The following is a 14480-nucleotide window of genomic DNA, read 5'->3' as shown; positions in this document are numbered from 1 at the left end:
TAGAATCATCTAGTAAATTGGGGGACGGGGCGCATGCGTACTGTCGTGCTGGAGATCGTCAGAGCGGGAGCGGCAACGCTCCTCGGCCTCTACGCGGGTGGGGTGTTCTTCACCGTGATCGCGCCGTCCGTCGCGCGGCTCCCCGGCCCCGCGTACGTGCCGTACTGGAAGGCGCTCAACGCCGACTACGGCCGGGCCATGCCGCCGTTCCTCCTCACCTGCCTCGCGCTGCTCATCGCGACGTGCGCACTGTCGTACCGTCAAGGCCCGCTGGTGTTCTGCCTCAGCCTGGCCGCCGCGGTACTCGTGCTCGGCACGATCGTGCTGACCGTGACGCAGATGGAGCCGCTCAACCGGCTTGTGGACGGCTGGAGTTCCGACGCGCCGCCGGCCGACTTCACCGCCGTCCGCGACCGCTGGCTGACCCTGCACACCGTCCGTACCGTTCTCGCGGTACTGGCCTTCGTGAGCCTGCTCATCGCGCAGGGATCCGACCGCGAGGAGCTTCCGCATCCGCGGCCCGCCGCGGTCGGCGGCGCGGCCGTCGCGCCGTAGGGCTCGGCGCCGGATCCGGCGGTGCGCTCCGGCCTGCTGCCCGCGACTGAATTCGGCACGGGAATGGGGAAGGTGCCGGACTCAGCAGAGTCCGGCACCTTCCTGCACACGGTCGCGGTCCGGGATCGTTCAGCCCTCCACCGGATGGCCTTGCATGGCCGTCCGGTGGCTCACCCGCCCCACCGGGATCGAGTCAACCCCCGTTACCGGACACATTTTGACTAGGTCATCGCCGGTACGACCAGGGGCTCACGGGACAGGGCGTCCGGGTGGATGGCTCCGCTCGTCCGGGTGAGCGGCATCCCGCTGCCGCCGTGCCGGCCGCCGACGATCTCGGCCGCTATCGACAGGGCGGTCTCCTGCGGGCTGCGGGCCCCCAGGTCGAGCCCGATCGGGCTGTGCAGCCGGGCCAGTTGCCCTTCGTCCAGGCCCACGGCACGCAACCGTTCCAGACGGTCGTGGTGGGTCCGACGCGATCCCATGGCGCCGACGTACGCGACCGGCAGGCGCAGTGCCTGTTCCAGCAGCGGCACGTCGAACTTCGGGTCGTGGGTCAGGACGCAGACCACCGTCCGTTCGTCGACTCCAGTGCCCGCCAGGTAGCGATGCGGCCAGTCCACGACGACCTCGTCGGCCTTCGGGAAACGGGCCGCGGTGGCGAAGACCGGGCGCGCGTCGCACACCGTGACCCGGTACCCGAGAAACGATCCCATCTCGGCGAGCGCCGCCGCGACGTCGACCGCGCCGAACAGCAGCATGCGGGGTCGGGGCACGCTGCTTTCCACCAGCAGCCTCACCTCGCCTGCCGACGCGGTGGCCGTGAGGGATCCCGTGGTGCCTGCGGTCAACAGATGACGGGCCTGGCGGCCGGCATCCTGATCGAGGGACGCCGAACCGAGACTTCCCAGGTCATCGTGGCCCGGACGCAGGACGAGCGCCCGGCCCCGGTCGGCCGCCGGTCCCTCCACGGGGCGGATCAGCGCCACTGCTTCCCGGCGTGCCGCCGCGGCAAGGAACGCGGCGATCTCCGGGCGTGCGGCGGGGTCGATCCGCTCGACCAGTACCTCGATGCTGCCGCCGCAGGTCAGTGCGACTTCGAAGGTGCTGTCGGAGTAGCCGAACCGCTCGACGACCGGCTCACCGCTGTCGAGTACCTGGGTGCACAGCTCGAAGACGGCACCCTCCACGCACCCGCCCGAGATGCTGCCCAGGGCCGCGCCTTCGGCGTCAACGGCGAGCGCGGCGCCCGGTGTGCGCGGCGCGCTGCCGCCCACCGCGGACACCGTCGCCACCGCGAACGGCCGCCCTTGCCGGCACCAGTGGTGCAGTTCCTCAGCGATGTCCAGCACGGGGCGTCCACCCCCTTCCGCGGGCCGGCGGAGCCGGAGTACGGGCGGTCACTGCTGCGCCCCGCGCAGCTTGTCCGGGGTGATGGGGAGTTCCCGGATGCGTGTGCCGGTGGCGTTGAAGACGGCGTTGGCGATGGCTCCGGCCACGGTGCCGATCGTCGGCTCTCCCGCACCGAGCGCCGGCTCGTCGGGGCGGTCGATGAGGATCACCTCGATCTCCGGGACCTCGTTGAACCGGATGACGTCATAGGCGGCGCCGGGAGTGGTGGACTGCCACGTGAGCGAGGTGATGCGGTCCGCTGTGTAGTGGACCTCCTCCTTCAGCGCCCGGCTGATGCCCTGCACCACGTTGCCCTCGATCTGGTTGCGCAGACCGTCGGGGTTGATGACCAGTCCGCAGTCGTGTGCGACGACGACCCGGTCGACGTGGACCTGCCCGGTGGCCGGGTCCACGTGCACCTCGACGTACGTGGCGACGTAGGCGTTGACCACCTCGTACTGGTGGTACGCCAATCCGGCGCCGGTTCCGTCGCCGCCCTTGGGGCGGTCGTGCCAGGCGGCGTCCCGCACCGCCCGGAGCACCGCGATCGCCCGCTTGTCGCTCAGGGAGTCGAGGCGCAGCTTCAGCGGGTCGTGGCCGCCGGCGTCGGCGAGTTCGTCGAAGAAGGACTCGTTGGCGAAGCTGTTGGAGAAGCCGCCGAGCGAGCGCAGGGCGGTGGTGCGGGGTATCCGGTACGTCAGCGGGGTGCTGGGGGCGGCTGACGTCGGTCCGGTGGTCTCGAAACTCTTGATCAGCCGGGCCTCGACGCGCTGCGGGAAATCGTAGGTCACCGGCGCGTTGCGGCCGGAGGTGTCGACCGACGTGGCGGGCAGCGGGTCGGGCAGCAGCCCGGAGAGCGCGCCGGCCAGCAGCGTGCCGGGGTTGGTGGCGGTGGGGCGGCTGTTCGCGGTGGGCGCGTAGATCAGGTGCGACCAGGCGGTGATGCCCTTCTTGTCCAGGGCGGCGGCCATGTCGTGGGCCTGCGCGCCGCCGTAGGGCTCCCAGCCGTGTTCGTCCTGCCGCGTCCACTGCACGCGCACAGGAGCGCCGACGGCTCGGGAGAGCAGGGCCGCGTCCGCGGCACAGTCGTCGACACCGTCGTGGCCGTAGCAGCCGGAGGACTCCTCGTAGATCACCCGGACCGCGGTGGTGGGCAGGCCGAGCAGCCCTGCGATCGCTCCGCGCAGTGCGGTCACGTTCTGGGTGCCGGACCAGACGGTGGCCCGTATGCCGGTGTCCGCGTCGGGTTCGCTGCGGATGTCGGCGACCGCGGTGGAGGCTCCCATGGTGCCGTGCATCTGGAACGGGGTGAAGTACTGCGCGGTGACGACGGTGGACGCCGCGGCGAGCAGCGGGCCGACGCCGTCGTCCTGCTCGACCACCGTCCGGTAGTGGTTGGCGGGGTCGCGCAACGCCGTGGGCAGGTCGGCCTGCGGGATGAGCGCCGGACCGTCGCTCCAGGTGACGGTGATACCGGTGGCCGGGTTGGCGGCTCGGGCCGCGGCCCACTGCGAGGTGGCGACGACACCGATGAACCGGTCCTGCTGGACGACGTCCACGAACCCCTCGATGGCCCGGGCGCGGTCGAGGTTCCCGATCACGGGGTTGTGCGAGTTGCGCCCCGGGGGACGCACGACCCGCCCGTGCAGCGTTCCGGCCGGAGCGATGTCGTGCAGGAACCGGAAGGTGGCGTCCGCCTTTCCGGGCAGGTCGACGCGCGGCTGGCTGGTGCCGACGACCTGGTAGTCGCGGGAGTCGACCAGGGGTGCGGCCGGGTCGAGAGGCAGGACGGTGCTGCCGTTCCTGATCAGTTCGGCGTAGGTGACGCTGCGGCCCTTGGCCGAGAACACGCCGTGGGAGGCTTCGAGCTTGTGCGGGTCGACCTTGAGTGCGACCACCGCGCGGTTCTTCAGCTCGGCGAACGCGGTTGCGGCTGCCTGCCGCAGCTGCACGCCACCGTTCTGCACGCTCTTGGAACCCGTGGTGCCGCCCTGGCCGACGCTGAGCAGGGTGTCTCCCTGCACATACTTGACGTCGGCGACGCCCAGACGCAGTTCCTCCACGACGATCTGCGTCAGCGAGGTCTGAATGCCCGTGCCGAGTTCGACCTTGCCGCTGTAGACGGTGATGGCCTCCTCGGTCAGGACGAGCCACGACTGGTTCTCCTCACCGTTCGGGTCGTCGACCCGAAGGAGACCGGTCCCGTCGCCCGCGACACCGGCGGTGGTGTCAGCGGCGGTACCGGCGGCGGCGGTGCCCGTGCCCGCCAGGGAGAAACCGACGGCGATGGCGCCCACTCCGAGGAGGAAGCCCCGGCGCGTGGGTGCTGCGGTGGTGCTCATCTGACCATTTCCTTCGCTGCGCTCTGGATGGCATCGACGATGCGCGTGTGGGTGCCGCAACGGCACAGGTAGTTACGCGTGTTGTCCGCGGATGCCCCGGACAGGAAGCTCTTGATCTCGTCCTCGGTCGGCACCGCGCGGTTGCCCGCGGCGATCCGGCCCTCCAGCCAGCCGAGGGAACCCATGATCATGGCGTTCGTGCAGAAGCCGCACTGGGCCGCCTGCAGGGCGACGAACGCGCTCTGCAGCGGATGCGGCTCGTCTCCTTCGGCCAGGCCGTCCAGGGTGCGGATCTCGGACTGGTCGGCCACCGTGTGCATCTGCTGCACACAGGACCTGGAGGGTGCTCCGTTGAGCAGCACCGTACAGGCGCCGCACTGGGCGACACCGCAGCCGAACCGCGGGCCGTGCTGGCCCAGCCGGTCCCTGAGCCAGTACAGCAACTGCTCCGAGTTCTGTGAACTCCCGGTGCCGGTCGACTGATAGTCGGCCTGCACTGTCTCCCCGTTCAACCGAACGGTTCGTGACGCCATAGCACAGCCTTCTTTGCGAGAACGTACTTTGGTTTGAAACAGCGCTGGTAGCGCCATACAGGAGTACGGTTCCGCGTTGGTGAATGTTCAACCACTCGGGCAACTTCCGTTATTTCCCATTCCTCCCGACTGCCGGCTGCCCGCCGCCCAACCGCGTGCCGGGCCGCGGCGGGTGGCGACGCACGCAGCGCGGCCATCCCCTCGGACCGGTCTCGATCCGCGCGACCGTCGCGGTACGGGTGAAACTCCTGGCCGGGGAGCGGCTGCTTCAGGCGCTCGCGGCGATCGCGCCCGCGACGCGGGGGTGGGTGGTGCTCGATCTCTCGCAGGTGATCGGGGTACGGCCATCGGTCCGGCAGCTGCCGGCCGCGGTGCTGGAGAGGATCACGGCGGCCGGACACCAGGTGGGTCTGGTCGGAGACGTGAGCGAGGAGGCGGCGCAGGTCGCGGTGGTGCACGGCACGCGCGACGAGGCGCTGGTCTGCCGCGGTGAAGGCCTGCTGATGAATGCCTGGTGATCAGAACTCGAGCTCGACGTAGTCGATGTCGGTGAACTCGACGTTCAGGCCCTGGGCGCGGCGGCCGCGGTCCTTGAAGTAGATCTCCTGGAGGCCCTCGGCGGCGATGGCGCGGAGTTGCTGCTCGGTGGCGCCGGCGTCCTGGGCGGCGAAGAGGCGGGCGGCGTAGGCGGGTGGGAGGGACTGGGTGATGAGGCGGATGCGGCTGTCGTCGGTGGAGCCGGGGGCGGCGGTGAAGCCGAAGCGGGCGCGGGTCTCGATGACGATGCCGCCGGTGGTCGCGGCGCGCTTCTTCGCGCGGTCGCGGACGCGGGGCTGCCAGCGCTCGCGGACGGCGTTCTCCAGGCGGGCCGCGAGGTCCTTGCGAGGGTGCTTCAACTGGCCGGTGACGTAGCGCTCGACGGTGCGCTGGGAGACGCCGAGGAGGGCGGCCACGGCCCGGGTGCCCTTCTCGTGCTTGACGAGGAAGCGCATGCGGGACTGGGCGGACTTGGGCAGAGGGCGCGTGAAGGTGGCCGCGGTGGCCTTGTCGATGCTGTCGCCGAGGATGCCCATGGACGTGCTCCCTACTCGCCGTCGGCGGCGGCGTCGGTGCCCTTGATGTGGCGGGCGGGATTGTGGCCGTCCTCCAGCAGTTCGGCGGCCCACATCAGCGTCTGGGTGCCCTCGTGCTTGACCATGCCGGGCGAGACCCCGAGGCGGAAGCCGCCGGGCAGGGGCTTGCCCTCGGGGCTGTACGGCAGGAAGTCCAGGGGGCCCGGCCCGTCCGAGAGGTAGACGGCGCAGTCGGAGAGCACCGCGATCGGGTGGAGGCCGACGGCCGCGAGCCTGACCATCTTGCGGTGCATGTTGACGCGGGCGGTGGAGATGACGGCGGCCCGGATGTCCGGGCGCCAGGTGGGGCGTTCGAGGGCGGGCCAGCGTTCGCCGGGCCGGTAGCCCGCGCCCTGGGGGCGTTCGCGGAGCTTGCCGATGCCGCCCTTGACGGTCGCCTTGATCGCCGACAGCAGCGCGACACGCGCCGGGTCGGTCCGCTTGTGGCGTTCCATCGCGGCGAGGAACTCGGCTTCCGGCATGCCGGGGACCACACCCAGTTCGCCCATGGTGGCCAGGTAGGCGTCGCGCAGACGGGTGTACCAGGCGTCCAGGTACGGACCGTGCTCGGGCCGTACGTACGCCTCCAAGGGCGTGACGGAGTGGCCGAGTTCGGCGGCGTAGGCGACGGTCGGCGTGGCGTACCAGGCGGGGCCCTCGGGGCGGCCGCCGTGCGGGGTGAAGGGGCTCGGCAGCCGCGGGTCGAGGTCGATGCCGGACAGGTCGACCAGCCAGCAGCCGGGCAGCGCCTTGTCGAAGGCCGGTGCCTTCACGTGCACGGGCTCACCGAGCCCGACGGCGAGCCGGTTCGCGGCCGCGGCGAAGGCCATGTTGACGTCGACGCCGACGGCGTACGGCTGCGCGCACTCGGTGTCCGTGAGGAGTTCCGGGTCGCGGATCCAGTCGTACGCCTCCTCGTCCAGGACCTGGTCCGGGGTGCGCAGGTGGCCGCGGGGATGGAGCGCGGCGACGACGGGGTGCTCGTCGGGGGCCTCGGGCGGAGCGGGGTCGACCGGGCGGACGAGCGCTCCGGGATTCGGCCCGGACACCCATGCCCCGGTCGCCGGGTCCCTCACCGGCCGGGTCGGCGGGCGCAGGGCGGTCATCAACTCCAGCCCTGACACGGCGGTCGAGCCGCGCGGAGTGAGGACTCGGGACGCGTACGCGGCGAGGGTCGCGGCGAGTTCGGGCGCCGGCAGGTCGGCGGCGCCGCCCCAGGACCGCGCGTCCAGCGCCCCCCACGGCAGGACGGCCAACTGCACGCACTGACGTCGGCCGCCCTCGGCCGGCCGGAACACCCGGGCCCACGGGCCGAAGCCGCGCTGGGTCAGTTGCCATCCGGCACGCGTGATCCGCCGGACGACCTGATGGTCCGCGGGCAGCCGCAGGCCGCGGCGGTCCTCCAACTCCGTCGGCAGGCCGAGCCGTTCGGCCGCCGCCGCGGTCAGCACGACCAGCGGGTCGGCGTCCTTGCCGTTGTGGTGCAGCCGTGCCGCGCCGAGCCCTGCCTCCGTGAGCGTCCATTCCACCAGGGAGGGGACGTCCGTCGCCGGGCACGCCAGCACCAGGCCGCCCGTGCCGTACGCGGACCCGTCGCCGTCCAGCACCACCAGCGGGCCGTTCACGAACCGCGGGTCGGGCGTGTCCTGTTCGGCCTGCCGGCGTCCGGTGTGCGGCGCCCTCGCCGGAGGGGCGGCCACGGGCACCGGTGCGGGGGCCGGGGCAGGCTCCGGCTGGGGCTCCGGCTCCGGCTCCGGCGCGTCCTGCGCGAGTTGGCCGGCGATGCCCTCCAGGAGCTTGGCGTAGGCGGCCCGCGTGGCGCCCTGGGGTTCGCTGCGGCCGGCCTCCCAGCCCGCGACGGTGGTACGGGTGACCTGGAGCGCCTCGGCGATCTCGGCCTGGGTGAGCCCGTACGCGGTGCGCAGCCGGGACCGTTCGGCCGGTTCGGGGAGGTGGGTGCGGCGGGGACCGGACCGCAGCAGGGCGTCCACGGGGTCGGGCGCGGCGGCCATGGGGCGCTGGGGCTCCTTCACTGCCTCAGGCCTCCCCGGGACGGGGGATGCCGCGCGGCGCGGCGTCGAGGAACTCGCGCAGGTGCTGGCCGGTGAGGATGCGCGCGGGGTTGCGTCCCGGGGGCAGCGGCAGCCGGTGGCCGAGGGCCCATTGGAAGCGCCCGGCCGGGGCGAGGTCGAAGACGTAGCGGCCGTCCGCCGCGTCGTCGGACCGGCTCCCCCGGATCTCGAAGGCGCCTACGCAGACCCCTCCGTCGACGAAGGCGAGCAGGAAGTCGCCGTGCGTGGCGACGGTACGCGCCGCGAAGCGCCAGCCGCGCCCCGCGCCCTCCGCCACGGTCCGGCCGTCGCGCAGCGACTGCCGGACGTCGACCGCAAGCATGTGCTCCTCCGACTCCGACCGGTTTTCCCGGGCAACGACGGACTTTATCAGCCGATAAAGTCCGTCGCGATCACGCCCGGCGAAGCGGTCCGGTGTGTCGCGCGGGCGTCGGAAGCTCAGAAGACGATGGTCCAGCCCTCGCGTCCCGCCTGCTCCGCGGTGTAGGAGACGCCGTGCACCTTGCGGCCGTCCTCGTCGAGGAGGGTGATCGCGCCCCCGCGGTTGCCCAGTTGGAACGGCGCGGCGACCGTCACGGCGAGGGCCGCGCCAGCGGGGAGCGGCCCTGCGGGGAGGGCGCAGGCGTTCTTCAGGCGGTCAGCCAGGGTCCAGCCGGTGAGGTCGACCGGGCCGGGCGAGGCGTTGAGAAGCGTGACGGTCTCCGCCTCGGGGGCGGGACCGAGGGGATTGGCGAGCGCGGCCACGATGCGGACGGACTCCTCGCCAGCCCCGGGGCGCGGGCCCGCGTCCTCAAGGGCGTGGCCCGTGATGTCGTCGGTGTGCCACGCCTGGCTCTGGAAGGCGAGGAAGATGCCGACCCAGCGCGGCTCGCCGGGGAAGCGGATCAGGAGGCCGCCGTCCTGCCAGACGCCGTCGTCGCCGCGGAAGCGGCCGCTGTTGCCCTGGTTCATGTGGATGTCGTGCACGCCGTTGCCGGGCAGGAAGCCGAAGACCTTGTCCTTGACGGCCGGTTCGGGGCCCCAGCGCTCGCCGAAGACGTACAGCCGTGCGTCCGGGTCGGCGACGGCGCGCTGCACATAGTGGTCGAGGAGGTCGGCGAGGTCGTTGTCGGGGCCCTCGGCGTCCGCCGGCAGGGTGCGCATCCGCGCGGGGTCGAGGAGATTGCCGCGGATGTAGTCGAGGTTGGGGCCGCCGGGGCCGGCCGGGAGCGTGTTCCAGCCGCCTTCCAGCCCGTCGAGCAAAGCGGTGACGGGATGGCGGAGGTCGTCCTCGACCAGGTACAGCAGCTCGGAAGGCTCTTCCTGGGAACGGACGTTGACGGCCGCGCGGTAGTGGGTGCCGCCCTCGTCGGTCAGGTGGATCTGGTAGTGCGGGGTGTCGGAGGCGCCCTCACGGCGGACGCCGGTCGCGCGGGCGACCAGGACTCCGTACGACTTCAGCGGCATCGGGCTCTGCTCCTTGGCCTGGGGCGGCGACCGCGCGACGCGTGCGCCGGACGGCCCCAGTGTCGCAGCGGGGCAGGGGCGGCCGCGGCGAAACCTCCCGTTCCGCCGGGGAGTTCACCGTACGGACGCGGCCGGGGGGCGCTCGCGCAGCGCGCCGTACCCGAAGAAGTACGCCGGGAGCCGCCGCAGCAACCGCGAGCCGGCGAGCGCGTGGGCCACGTGCAGCGCCAGCGCCGCGCTGCCGAACGGCGCCTCCCCTCGGAGGACGGGGGCGATGACGCGCGCGTGCGCGGCCCGCTGGAGGGCCTGGGTGGCGGCGGTGGTGGGCCGCCTGCGGCGCTGGATGTTGCGCATGTCGCGCAGGCCCACGCTGCCGCGGCGCAGAGGCTCGACGAGGTGCCGGGCGGAGGCCACGGCGTCCTCGACGGCGAGGTTGATGCCGATGCCGAAGACCGGGGACATCGCGTGCGCGGCGTCGCCGATGCACAGCAGGCCGGGCCGGTGCCAGCGGCGCAGCCGCTCCAGGCGTACGTCGAGGAGCTTGACCTCGTCCCAGGACCGCAGGGCGTGCGTGCGGTCCGCGATCCACGGCACGGCGGTGGCGTAGTCGGCGAGGAAGCGGTCGAGGCCGGCGGCGCGGCGCCCGGCGTCGCTGCCCTTGGGAATGAGCGCGGCGCACTGCCAGTAGTCGCCGCGGTCGATCATCACGGTGAGGAAGCGGTCGCCCGTGCCGCCGACCAGTCCGTGCGGGTCGCCCTCCTGCCGCGGCAGCCGGAACCACCAGGCGTCCATGGGGCAGTCGTAGCGGCGCAGGCCCAGTTCCGGCCGGGAGCGGGCCAGTGATCCACGGCCGTCGCAGGCCACGGTGAGGTCCGCGCGCAGTTCGCCGGCGGCTCCGTCGGAGGTGCGGTAGCGCACTCCGGTCACCCGGCCGCGCTCGATGAGGAAGGAGGTCGCCTCGGTGTTCATCCGCACCTGGAAGGACGGCTCGCGCCGGGCCTCGTCCACGAGGAGTCCGAGCAGGTCCCACTGCGGCACCATCGCCACGTAGTTGTACGGGCCGGGCAGCACCCCGAGGTCGACCACCGGGGCCAGCGACCGGTTGTCCCCGACGGGCAGCTGAAGGGTGCGCACCCGGCGCTGCGGCAGAGCCGCGAACCGTTCGGCGAGGCCGAGGTCGTCCAGCAGGGCGAGGGTCGAGGGGTGCACCGTGTCGCCGCGGAAGTCGCGCAGGAAGTCGCCGTGCTTCTCCAGCACGGTGACATCGATCCCGGCACGGGCGAGCAGCAGGGCGAGCACCATGCCCGCGGGGCCGCCGCCCACCACACAGCACGTGGTCCGCTCCATCGCCGCCCCACTCTCCGGCGGTGCACGAAAACCGCCATATCAGTACATAATATCCTTGAAGCATTCACATCTATGCGCGTCGTCCGTGACGTGCCCACCCACGTTCCGGAGGCACGATGAGCCGGCAACCGGTCCTTCTCCCCTACGCCGACCCGGCCTTCGTGGCGGATCCCTTCCCGTTGTACCGGCAGTTGAGCCAGGAGGGCCCCGTGCGGCGGGCCGTCATCGCGGGCGGTGTGGAGGCCTGGCTGGTGACGCGCTTCGAGGACGGGCTCGCGGCCCTCTCCGATCCCCGGCTGAGCAGCGACGTCCGCGACGCGTCGGACCCCCGGCTGATGCGGATGCTGCCCGCCACGGAGCGCGAGTCGATGCTGCGCACCATGCTGCGCTCCGACCCTCCCGACCACACCCGTCTGCGCCGACTGGTCTCCAAGGCCTTCACCGCCCGCCGGATCGCCGAGCTGCGGCCGCGGATCCAGGAGGTCACCGACCGCCTGCTGGACGCGATCCTGCCCGCCGGGCGCGCCGACCTCGTCGCGGACTTCGCGCTCCCGCTCCCCGTCACCGTGATCAGCGAGCTGCTCGGCGTGCCCTCCACCGACCAGGGCGACTTCCAGCGATGGACCGACGAGATGATCCTGCGCGGGGCGGAGCCGCCGGACCCGGTGAAGGTCGACGCGGCCTGGCGGCAGATGCGCGCCTACCTGGTCGGCCTCCTGGACGACAAGCGCGCCCGGCCCGGCGACGACCTGCTCAGCGCGCTCATCACCGCCCGGGACGAGGACAACCGGCTCGACGAGGACGAGCTGATCGCGATGTGCTTCCTGCTGCTGGTGGCCGGCTACATCACCACGGTCAACCTGATCGGCAGCGGCATCGCGGCGCTGCTCGCCCACCCGGAGCAGCTGCGCATGCTGCGGGACGACCCGGAGCTGCTGCCCGGCGCCATCGAGGAGTTCCTGCGCTGGGACGGACCGGTCAGCCCCGGCATCGCGCGCTTCGCGCGGGAGGACATGGAGATCGCGGGCACCGCCGTCCCGCGCGGCGCGACCGTCCTGATCGCCTCCGCCATCGCCGACCGCGACCCGCGGCGCTTCCCCGACCCGGACCGGCTGGACATCACCCGCGGTGACAGCGCCCACCTCGCGTTCGGGCACGGCATCCACTACTGCCTCGGCGCCCCGCTGGCCCGCCTGGAGGGCCAGATCGCGATCGGCACCGCCCTGCGCCGCCTTCCCGGACTGGCCCTCGCCGTGCCGCCGGAGGACGTCCGCTGGCGGCTGGGCGGGCTGCGCGGGCCGTCGTGGCTGCCGGTCACCTTCACGGCGGGTGCGCCCGGCGCCCCGGGCGGGGCGGAAGCCACGGCCGACGTGGCGTCATAGGAGGACCGGGCCCGCCCGGCTGCCCGGGCTGCCCGCCCGATTGCCGGAAGTGGCTCGATAGACGGGGTCGATCGAGCGATAAGAAGCCGCATTTGGACAGGCGGTGGAGCGGGACATCAGCATTTCCGGAGTGACCCCGTCCTCACGGACGAGGAACGGGGCGAATCCGAGGTGTTCCCGTGGTGCTTCCGCACGTCCCTCAGCTGTGCGCTCCCTCCTGCGATACCCGCCCTATGGCGGGGCGCCCTTCCGCGCCCGACCGCGCGTCCGGACGGGAACGCCGTCGTCATGGCCTCTAGCCCGCCCGGGACGGCCGTCACCGGCGACCTGCCGGCCCGCCCGGCGAAGCGGCCTCCGGCCCGGTGGTGGAGGAGCGCGGAGCCGCGCCCGGCCCGGCGCACGGTGGTGTCCGCGGCCGTGACCACGTCGGTGGGGCTGACCGTCCTGGTGGCCGTAGGGGTACTCCTGCATCAGACCGTGCTGGTGCCGCCGCTCGCGGCCACCGCGGCGATCGTCACGGCGACCCCCGCCTCGCCTCTCGCGCAGCCCCGCCATGTCCTCGGCGGCCACATGCTGTCGTGCCTCGTCTGCTTCACGGTGCTCGCCTTCGGCTGGCGCGGCCCCTGGGCAGCGGCCGTGGCCTGCGGCATCGCCTGCGGGCTCGTGCTCGTGCTCAAAGCGGCCCACCCGCCCGCCATGGCGACCGCCGTCATGATCATGCTCACCCATCCACCGGCCCACCGCTTCGTGCCCCTGCTGGCCGCGGGACTGGTCCTGCTGATCGTGGTGCAGACGGTCTCCTCCCGCCTGCAGCGCGAGGTGTACCCGCAGACTTGGTGGTAGGCGCCGCCGGCAGGCGGCGTGCACGACGCCCCGCAGCTCCGGAAGCTCCCGCGCCGCGCCGGTCCGGCCTTCGGGGCGGGACCGCACGTCGGCCAGGAAGGCTACTCCGGAGGGATCAACGTGTAGTCGGGCACGGGCCTCTCACGCTGTGCGGCGTCCCGGCCCCAGATCCTGCCGGTCTCCGGTCTGGGGCAACTTCCGAGGTGAATCCCGTGCAGGCACGCACCGCACCACAGAGCGGCCATGACGCTCCGAGATGACACCTTCGGCTCCACAAAGGCGAGTTCGAGATCGGCTCGTCCACAACGCGGACATGGTTGCGTTGCGAGCGTGGAGCCGTCCTCCCACGCCTCCTCATAGATGTCGAGCCATCGCGAGAAACCCATCGAATCGCCCCTTCGTATCAGGGGCGCAACGGGATGTTGGGGACGTTGTGCACGGCCGCCGAGTTGTACGTCATGCGGTCGTTGTGGGCCTGTTCCCGGTGAGTCTGCTCAATGAGCAGGCCGTCGGTGTTCTCTGTGCGGCGGCCGCCGCGGCGCAGGAGTTTGACGATCAGGTACATCGCGAAGGAAGCGAGCAGGAGCAGGAAAATCGCAAGTTCGACCACAGCGGCTCTCCCCCGGGTTCGACGGCTACATGAGCAGCAGCGTAGCTCCGGCCCGGAGGCTCGTCCCTGCTCTTGAGCACCTCTTGAGCTTGCGGCGACACCGGTTGGCATCAGGCTCGGTGAGCGCCACGCCGCAGGACCCCCACTGCACACGACGAGCGTACGGAGACGATGGACCTGACGGCGGCGCCGGGGGCCGGCGTCCTCGCGGCCGGCGAGCGTTGACCGTGCGCCGGGACCATGGCAGGGGTGACAGGATTCGAACCTGCGGCGCGCGGGTTTGGAGACCGCCGCGGCGGCGTTCGGCATCGGCCGCACCACCGCGTACGACCTCGCCCGCAGAGGTCAGTTCCCGTGCCGGGTGATCCGCGCGGGCCGTCTCTTCCGCGTCAACACCTCCGACAGGGTCAAGGTCCTCGGCATCAGGGCCACCCCCACGAACGCGTCCAAGGATTAGGTCGTGTCTCGTAATTGATCTTGCAGGGGTGATAGTCGTTGAGCTCGTGGTCGACAGCCCGGAAGACTGTCGCCATGAGCTCTCGACGCTTCGTCTTCCTCGACCCTGACGGCATCAGTGCCGGCGACTGGCTGCATGTGGTTGTCGAGGCGAAGACCGGGGTTGTCTATCAGCAGCAGTACGGCGGAACGGCTTGTCGGCAGGGGCAGGTCGAAGGTTTCCTGGTGCCGTTGTTCGGCCCTGATGAGCTGGACGCCTTGCGTCAGCTGTTTGAGAAGGACTTCCGTGGTGCCGGCACCTGGAACTACGCGTGGCCAGATGACGAGCTGGACAAGCTCCGCGAGATCATCGAAGCCATTCGCTACTGGGCATCTGATGGGGCCACAGAGGAG

Annotated in this window: 15 protein-coding genes; 6 read left to right on the top strand and 9 right to left on the bottom strand. The window is 72.0% G+C overall.

Going from position 1 to position 14480, the window contains the following annotated elements:
* Positions 1-33 precede the first annotated feature (33 nt).
* A complete protein-coding gene (locus tag ACFWVC_RS28695; RefSeq protein ID WP_384292966.1) occupies positions 34-555 on the top strand; it encodes an anthrone oxygenase family protein in 522 nt (173 codons plus the stop codon).
* Between the two features lie 221 nt (positions 556-776).
* Here ACFWVC_RS28695 and ACFWVC_RS28690 read toward each other — a convergent pair whose 3' ends face one another.
* Genes ACFWVC_RS28690 through ACFWVC_RS28680 form a run of 3 tightly spaced genes read right to left on the bottom strand, consistent with a single transcriptional unit; the run spans position 777 to position 4798 of the window.
* Positions 777-1904 carry an XdhC family protein gene (locus ACFWVC_RS28690; RefSeq protein WP_384292961.1) on the bottom strand — a complete coding sequence of 376 codons (1128 nt, stop codon included), beginning with the start codon at positions 1902-1904 and terminating at the stop codon, positions 777-779.
* Positions 1905-1952: 48 nt separating this feature from the next.
* The gene (locus ACFWVC_RS28685) at positions 1953-4286 is read right to left on the bottom strand and encodes a molybdopterin cofactor-binding domain-containing protein (RefSeq protein ID WP_384292959.1); all 2334 of its coding nucleotides are present in this window, start codon (positions 4284-4286) and stop codon (positions 1953-1955) included.
* Positions 4283-4798 carry a (2Fe-2S)-binding protein gene (locus tag ACFWVC_RS28680; RefSeq protein WP_384292953.1) on the bottom strand — a complete coding sequence of 172 codons (516 nt, stop codon included), beginning with the start codon at positions 4796-4798 and terminating at the stop codon, positions 4283-4285. The genes ACFWVC_RS28685 and ACFWVC_RS28680 overlap by 4 nt, the downstream gene beginning before the upstream one ends.
* Before the next feature lie 104 nt (positions 4799-4902).
* Between ACFWVC_RS28680 and ACFWVC_RS28675 the strand changes: the two genes are divergently transcribed.
* Positions 4903-5337, top strand: coding sequence for a hypothetical protein (locus ACFWVC_RS28675; protein WP_384292950.1), 435 nt, complete (start codon positions 4903-4905; stop codon positions 5335-5337).
* On the opposite strand, the gene tpg is transcribed toward ACFWVC_RS28675, so the two are convergent.
* The 5 genes from tpg to ACFWVC_RS28650 form a co-directional block, all read right to left on the bottom strand.
* Positions 5338-5892 carry a telomere-protecting terminal protein Tpg gene (tpg, locus tag ACFWVC_RS28670; RefSeq protein WP_384292947.1) on the bottom strand — a complete coding sequence of 185 codons (555 nt, stop codon included), beginning with the start codon at positions 5890-5892 and terminating at the stop codon, positions 5338-5340.
* Positions 5893-5903: 11 nt separating this feature from the next.
* Positions 5904-7943: a telomere-associated protein Tap gene (gene tap, locus ACFWVC_RS28665; RefSeq protein ID WP_384292942.1), complete on the bottom strand. Its 2040-nt coding sequence runs from the start codon at positions 7941-7943 to the stop codon at positions 5904-5906.
* A gap of 25 nt (positions 7944-7968) precedes the next feature.
* Positions 7969-8325: a hypothetical protein gene (locus ACFWVC_RS28660; RefSeq protein ID WP_384292939.1), complete on the bottom strand. Its 357-nt coding sequence runs from the start codon at positions 8323-8325 to the stop codon at positions 7969-7971.
* A gap of 116 nt (positions 8326-8441) precedes the next feature.
* Positions 8442-9449: a DUF2278 family protein gene (locus tag ACFWVC_RS28655; protein WP_384292936.1), complete on the bottom strand. Its 1008-nt coding sequence runs from the start codon at positions 9447-9449 to the stop codon at positions 8442-8444.
* Positions 9450-9563: 114 nt separating this feature from the next.
* Entirely contained in the window at positions 9564-10796 is a 1233-nt protein-coding gene (locus tag ACFWVC_RS28650; RefSeq protein ID WP_384292933.1) for an FAD-dependent oxidoreductase, read from the bottom strand.
* A gap of 116 nt (positions 10797-10912) precedes the next feature.
* Here ACFWVC_RS28650 and ACFWVC_RS28645 point away from each other — a divergent pair, with 116 nt between their 5' ends.
* Together ACFWVC_RS28645 and ACFWVC_RS28640 are read left to right on the top strand one after the other, a co-directional pair.
* Complete coding sequence (locus ACFWVC_RS28645) at positions 10913-12178, top strand: cytochrome P450 (RefSeq protein WP_384292930.1); 1266 nt, start codon at positions 10913-10915, stop codon at positions 12176-12178.
* A gap of 417 nt (positions 12179-12595) precedes the next feature.
* Positions 12596-13021, top strand: a complete 426-nt coding sequence (locus ACFWVC_RS28640) for an HPP family protein (protein ID WP_384292925.1) — start codon at positions 12596-12598, stop codon at positions 13019-13021.
* A 403-nt stretch (positions 13022-13424) separates the two neighbouring features.
* Here ACFWVC_RS28640 and ACFWVC_RS28635 read toward each other — a convergent pair whose 3' ends face one another.
* On the bottom strand, positions 13425-13631 hold the full coding sequence (locus ACFWVC_RS28635) for a hypothetical protein (RefSeq protein WP_384292921.1): 207 nt from the start codon (positions 13629-13631) through the stop codon (positions 13425-13427).
* Positions 13632-13911: 280 nt separating this feature from the next.
* Between ACFWVC_RS28635 and ACFWVC_RS28630 the strand changes: the two genes are divergently transcribed.
* Together ACFWVC_RS28630 and ACFWVC_RS28625 are read left to right on the top strand one after the other, a co-directional pair.
* The gene (locus ACFWVC_RS28630; RefSeq protein WP_384292918.1) at positions 13912-14088 is read left to right on the top strand and encodes a helix-turn-helix domain-containing protein; all 177 of its coding nucleotides are present in this window, start codon (positions 13912-13914) and stop codon (positions 14086-14088) included.
* Between the two features lie 74 nt (positions 14089-14162).
* Positions 14163-14480: DUF6210 family protein (locus ACFWVC_RS28625; RefSeq protein WP_384292916.1), on the top strand; the 318-nt coding region annotated here is incomplete at its 3' end.

It is taken from the genome of Streptomyces sp. NPDC058691 (assembly GCF_042714775.1).
Taxonomy (GTDB): Bacteria; Actinomycetota; Actinomycetes; order Streptomycetales; family Streptomycetaceae; genus Actinacidiphila.
Note: the sequence above shows the minus strand (reverse complement) of the source record. Positions and strands in the feature narration are given on the sequence as shown.

Bases quoted from the DNA above. Each gene is read 5' to 3' on its own strand.
- ACFWVC_RS28695 (WP_384292966.1), top strand. From the start codon at position 34: ATGCGTACTGTCGTGCTGGAGATCGTCAGAGCGGGAGCGGCAACGCTC.
- ACFWVC_RS28685 (WP_384292959.1), bottom strand. From the start codon at position 4,286: ATGAGCACCACCGCAGCACCCACGCGCCGGGGCTTCCTCCTCGGAGTG.
- ACFWVC_RS28675 (WP_384292950.1), top strand. From the start codon at position 4,903: ATGTTCAACCACTCGGGCAACTTCCGTTATTTCCCATTCCTCCCGACT.
- tpg (WP_384292947.1), bottom strand. From the start codon at position 5,892: ATGGGCATCCTCGGCGACAGCATCGACAAGGCCACCGCGGCCACCTTC.
- tap (WP_384292942.1), bottom strand. From the start codon at position 7,943: ATGGCCGCCGCGCCCGACCCCGTGGACGCCCTGCTGCGGTCCGGTCCC.
- ACFWVC_RS28660 (WP_384292939.1), bottom strand. From the start codon at position 8,325: ATGCTTGCGGTCGACGTCCGGCAGTCGCTGCGCGACGGCCGGACCGTG.
- ACFWVC_RS28655 (WP_384292936.1), bottom strand. From the start codon at position 9,449: ATGCCGCTGAAGTCGTACGGAGTCCTGGTCGCCCGCGCGACCGGCGTC.
- ACFWVC_RS28650 (WP_384292933.1), bottom strand. From the start codon at position 10,796: ATGGAGCGGACCACGTGCTGTGTGGTGGGCGGCGGCCCCGCGGGCATG.
- ACFWVC_RS28645 (WP_384292930.1), top strand. From the start codon at position 10,913: ATGAGCCGGCAACCGGTCCTTCTCCCCTACGCCGACCCGGCCTTCGTG.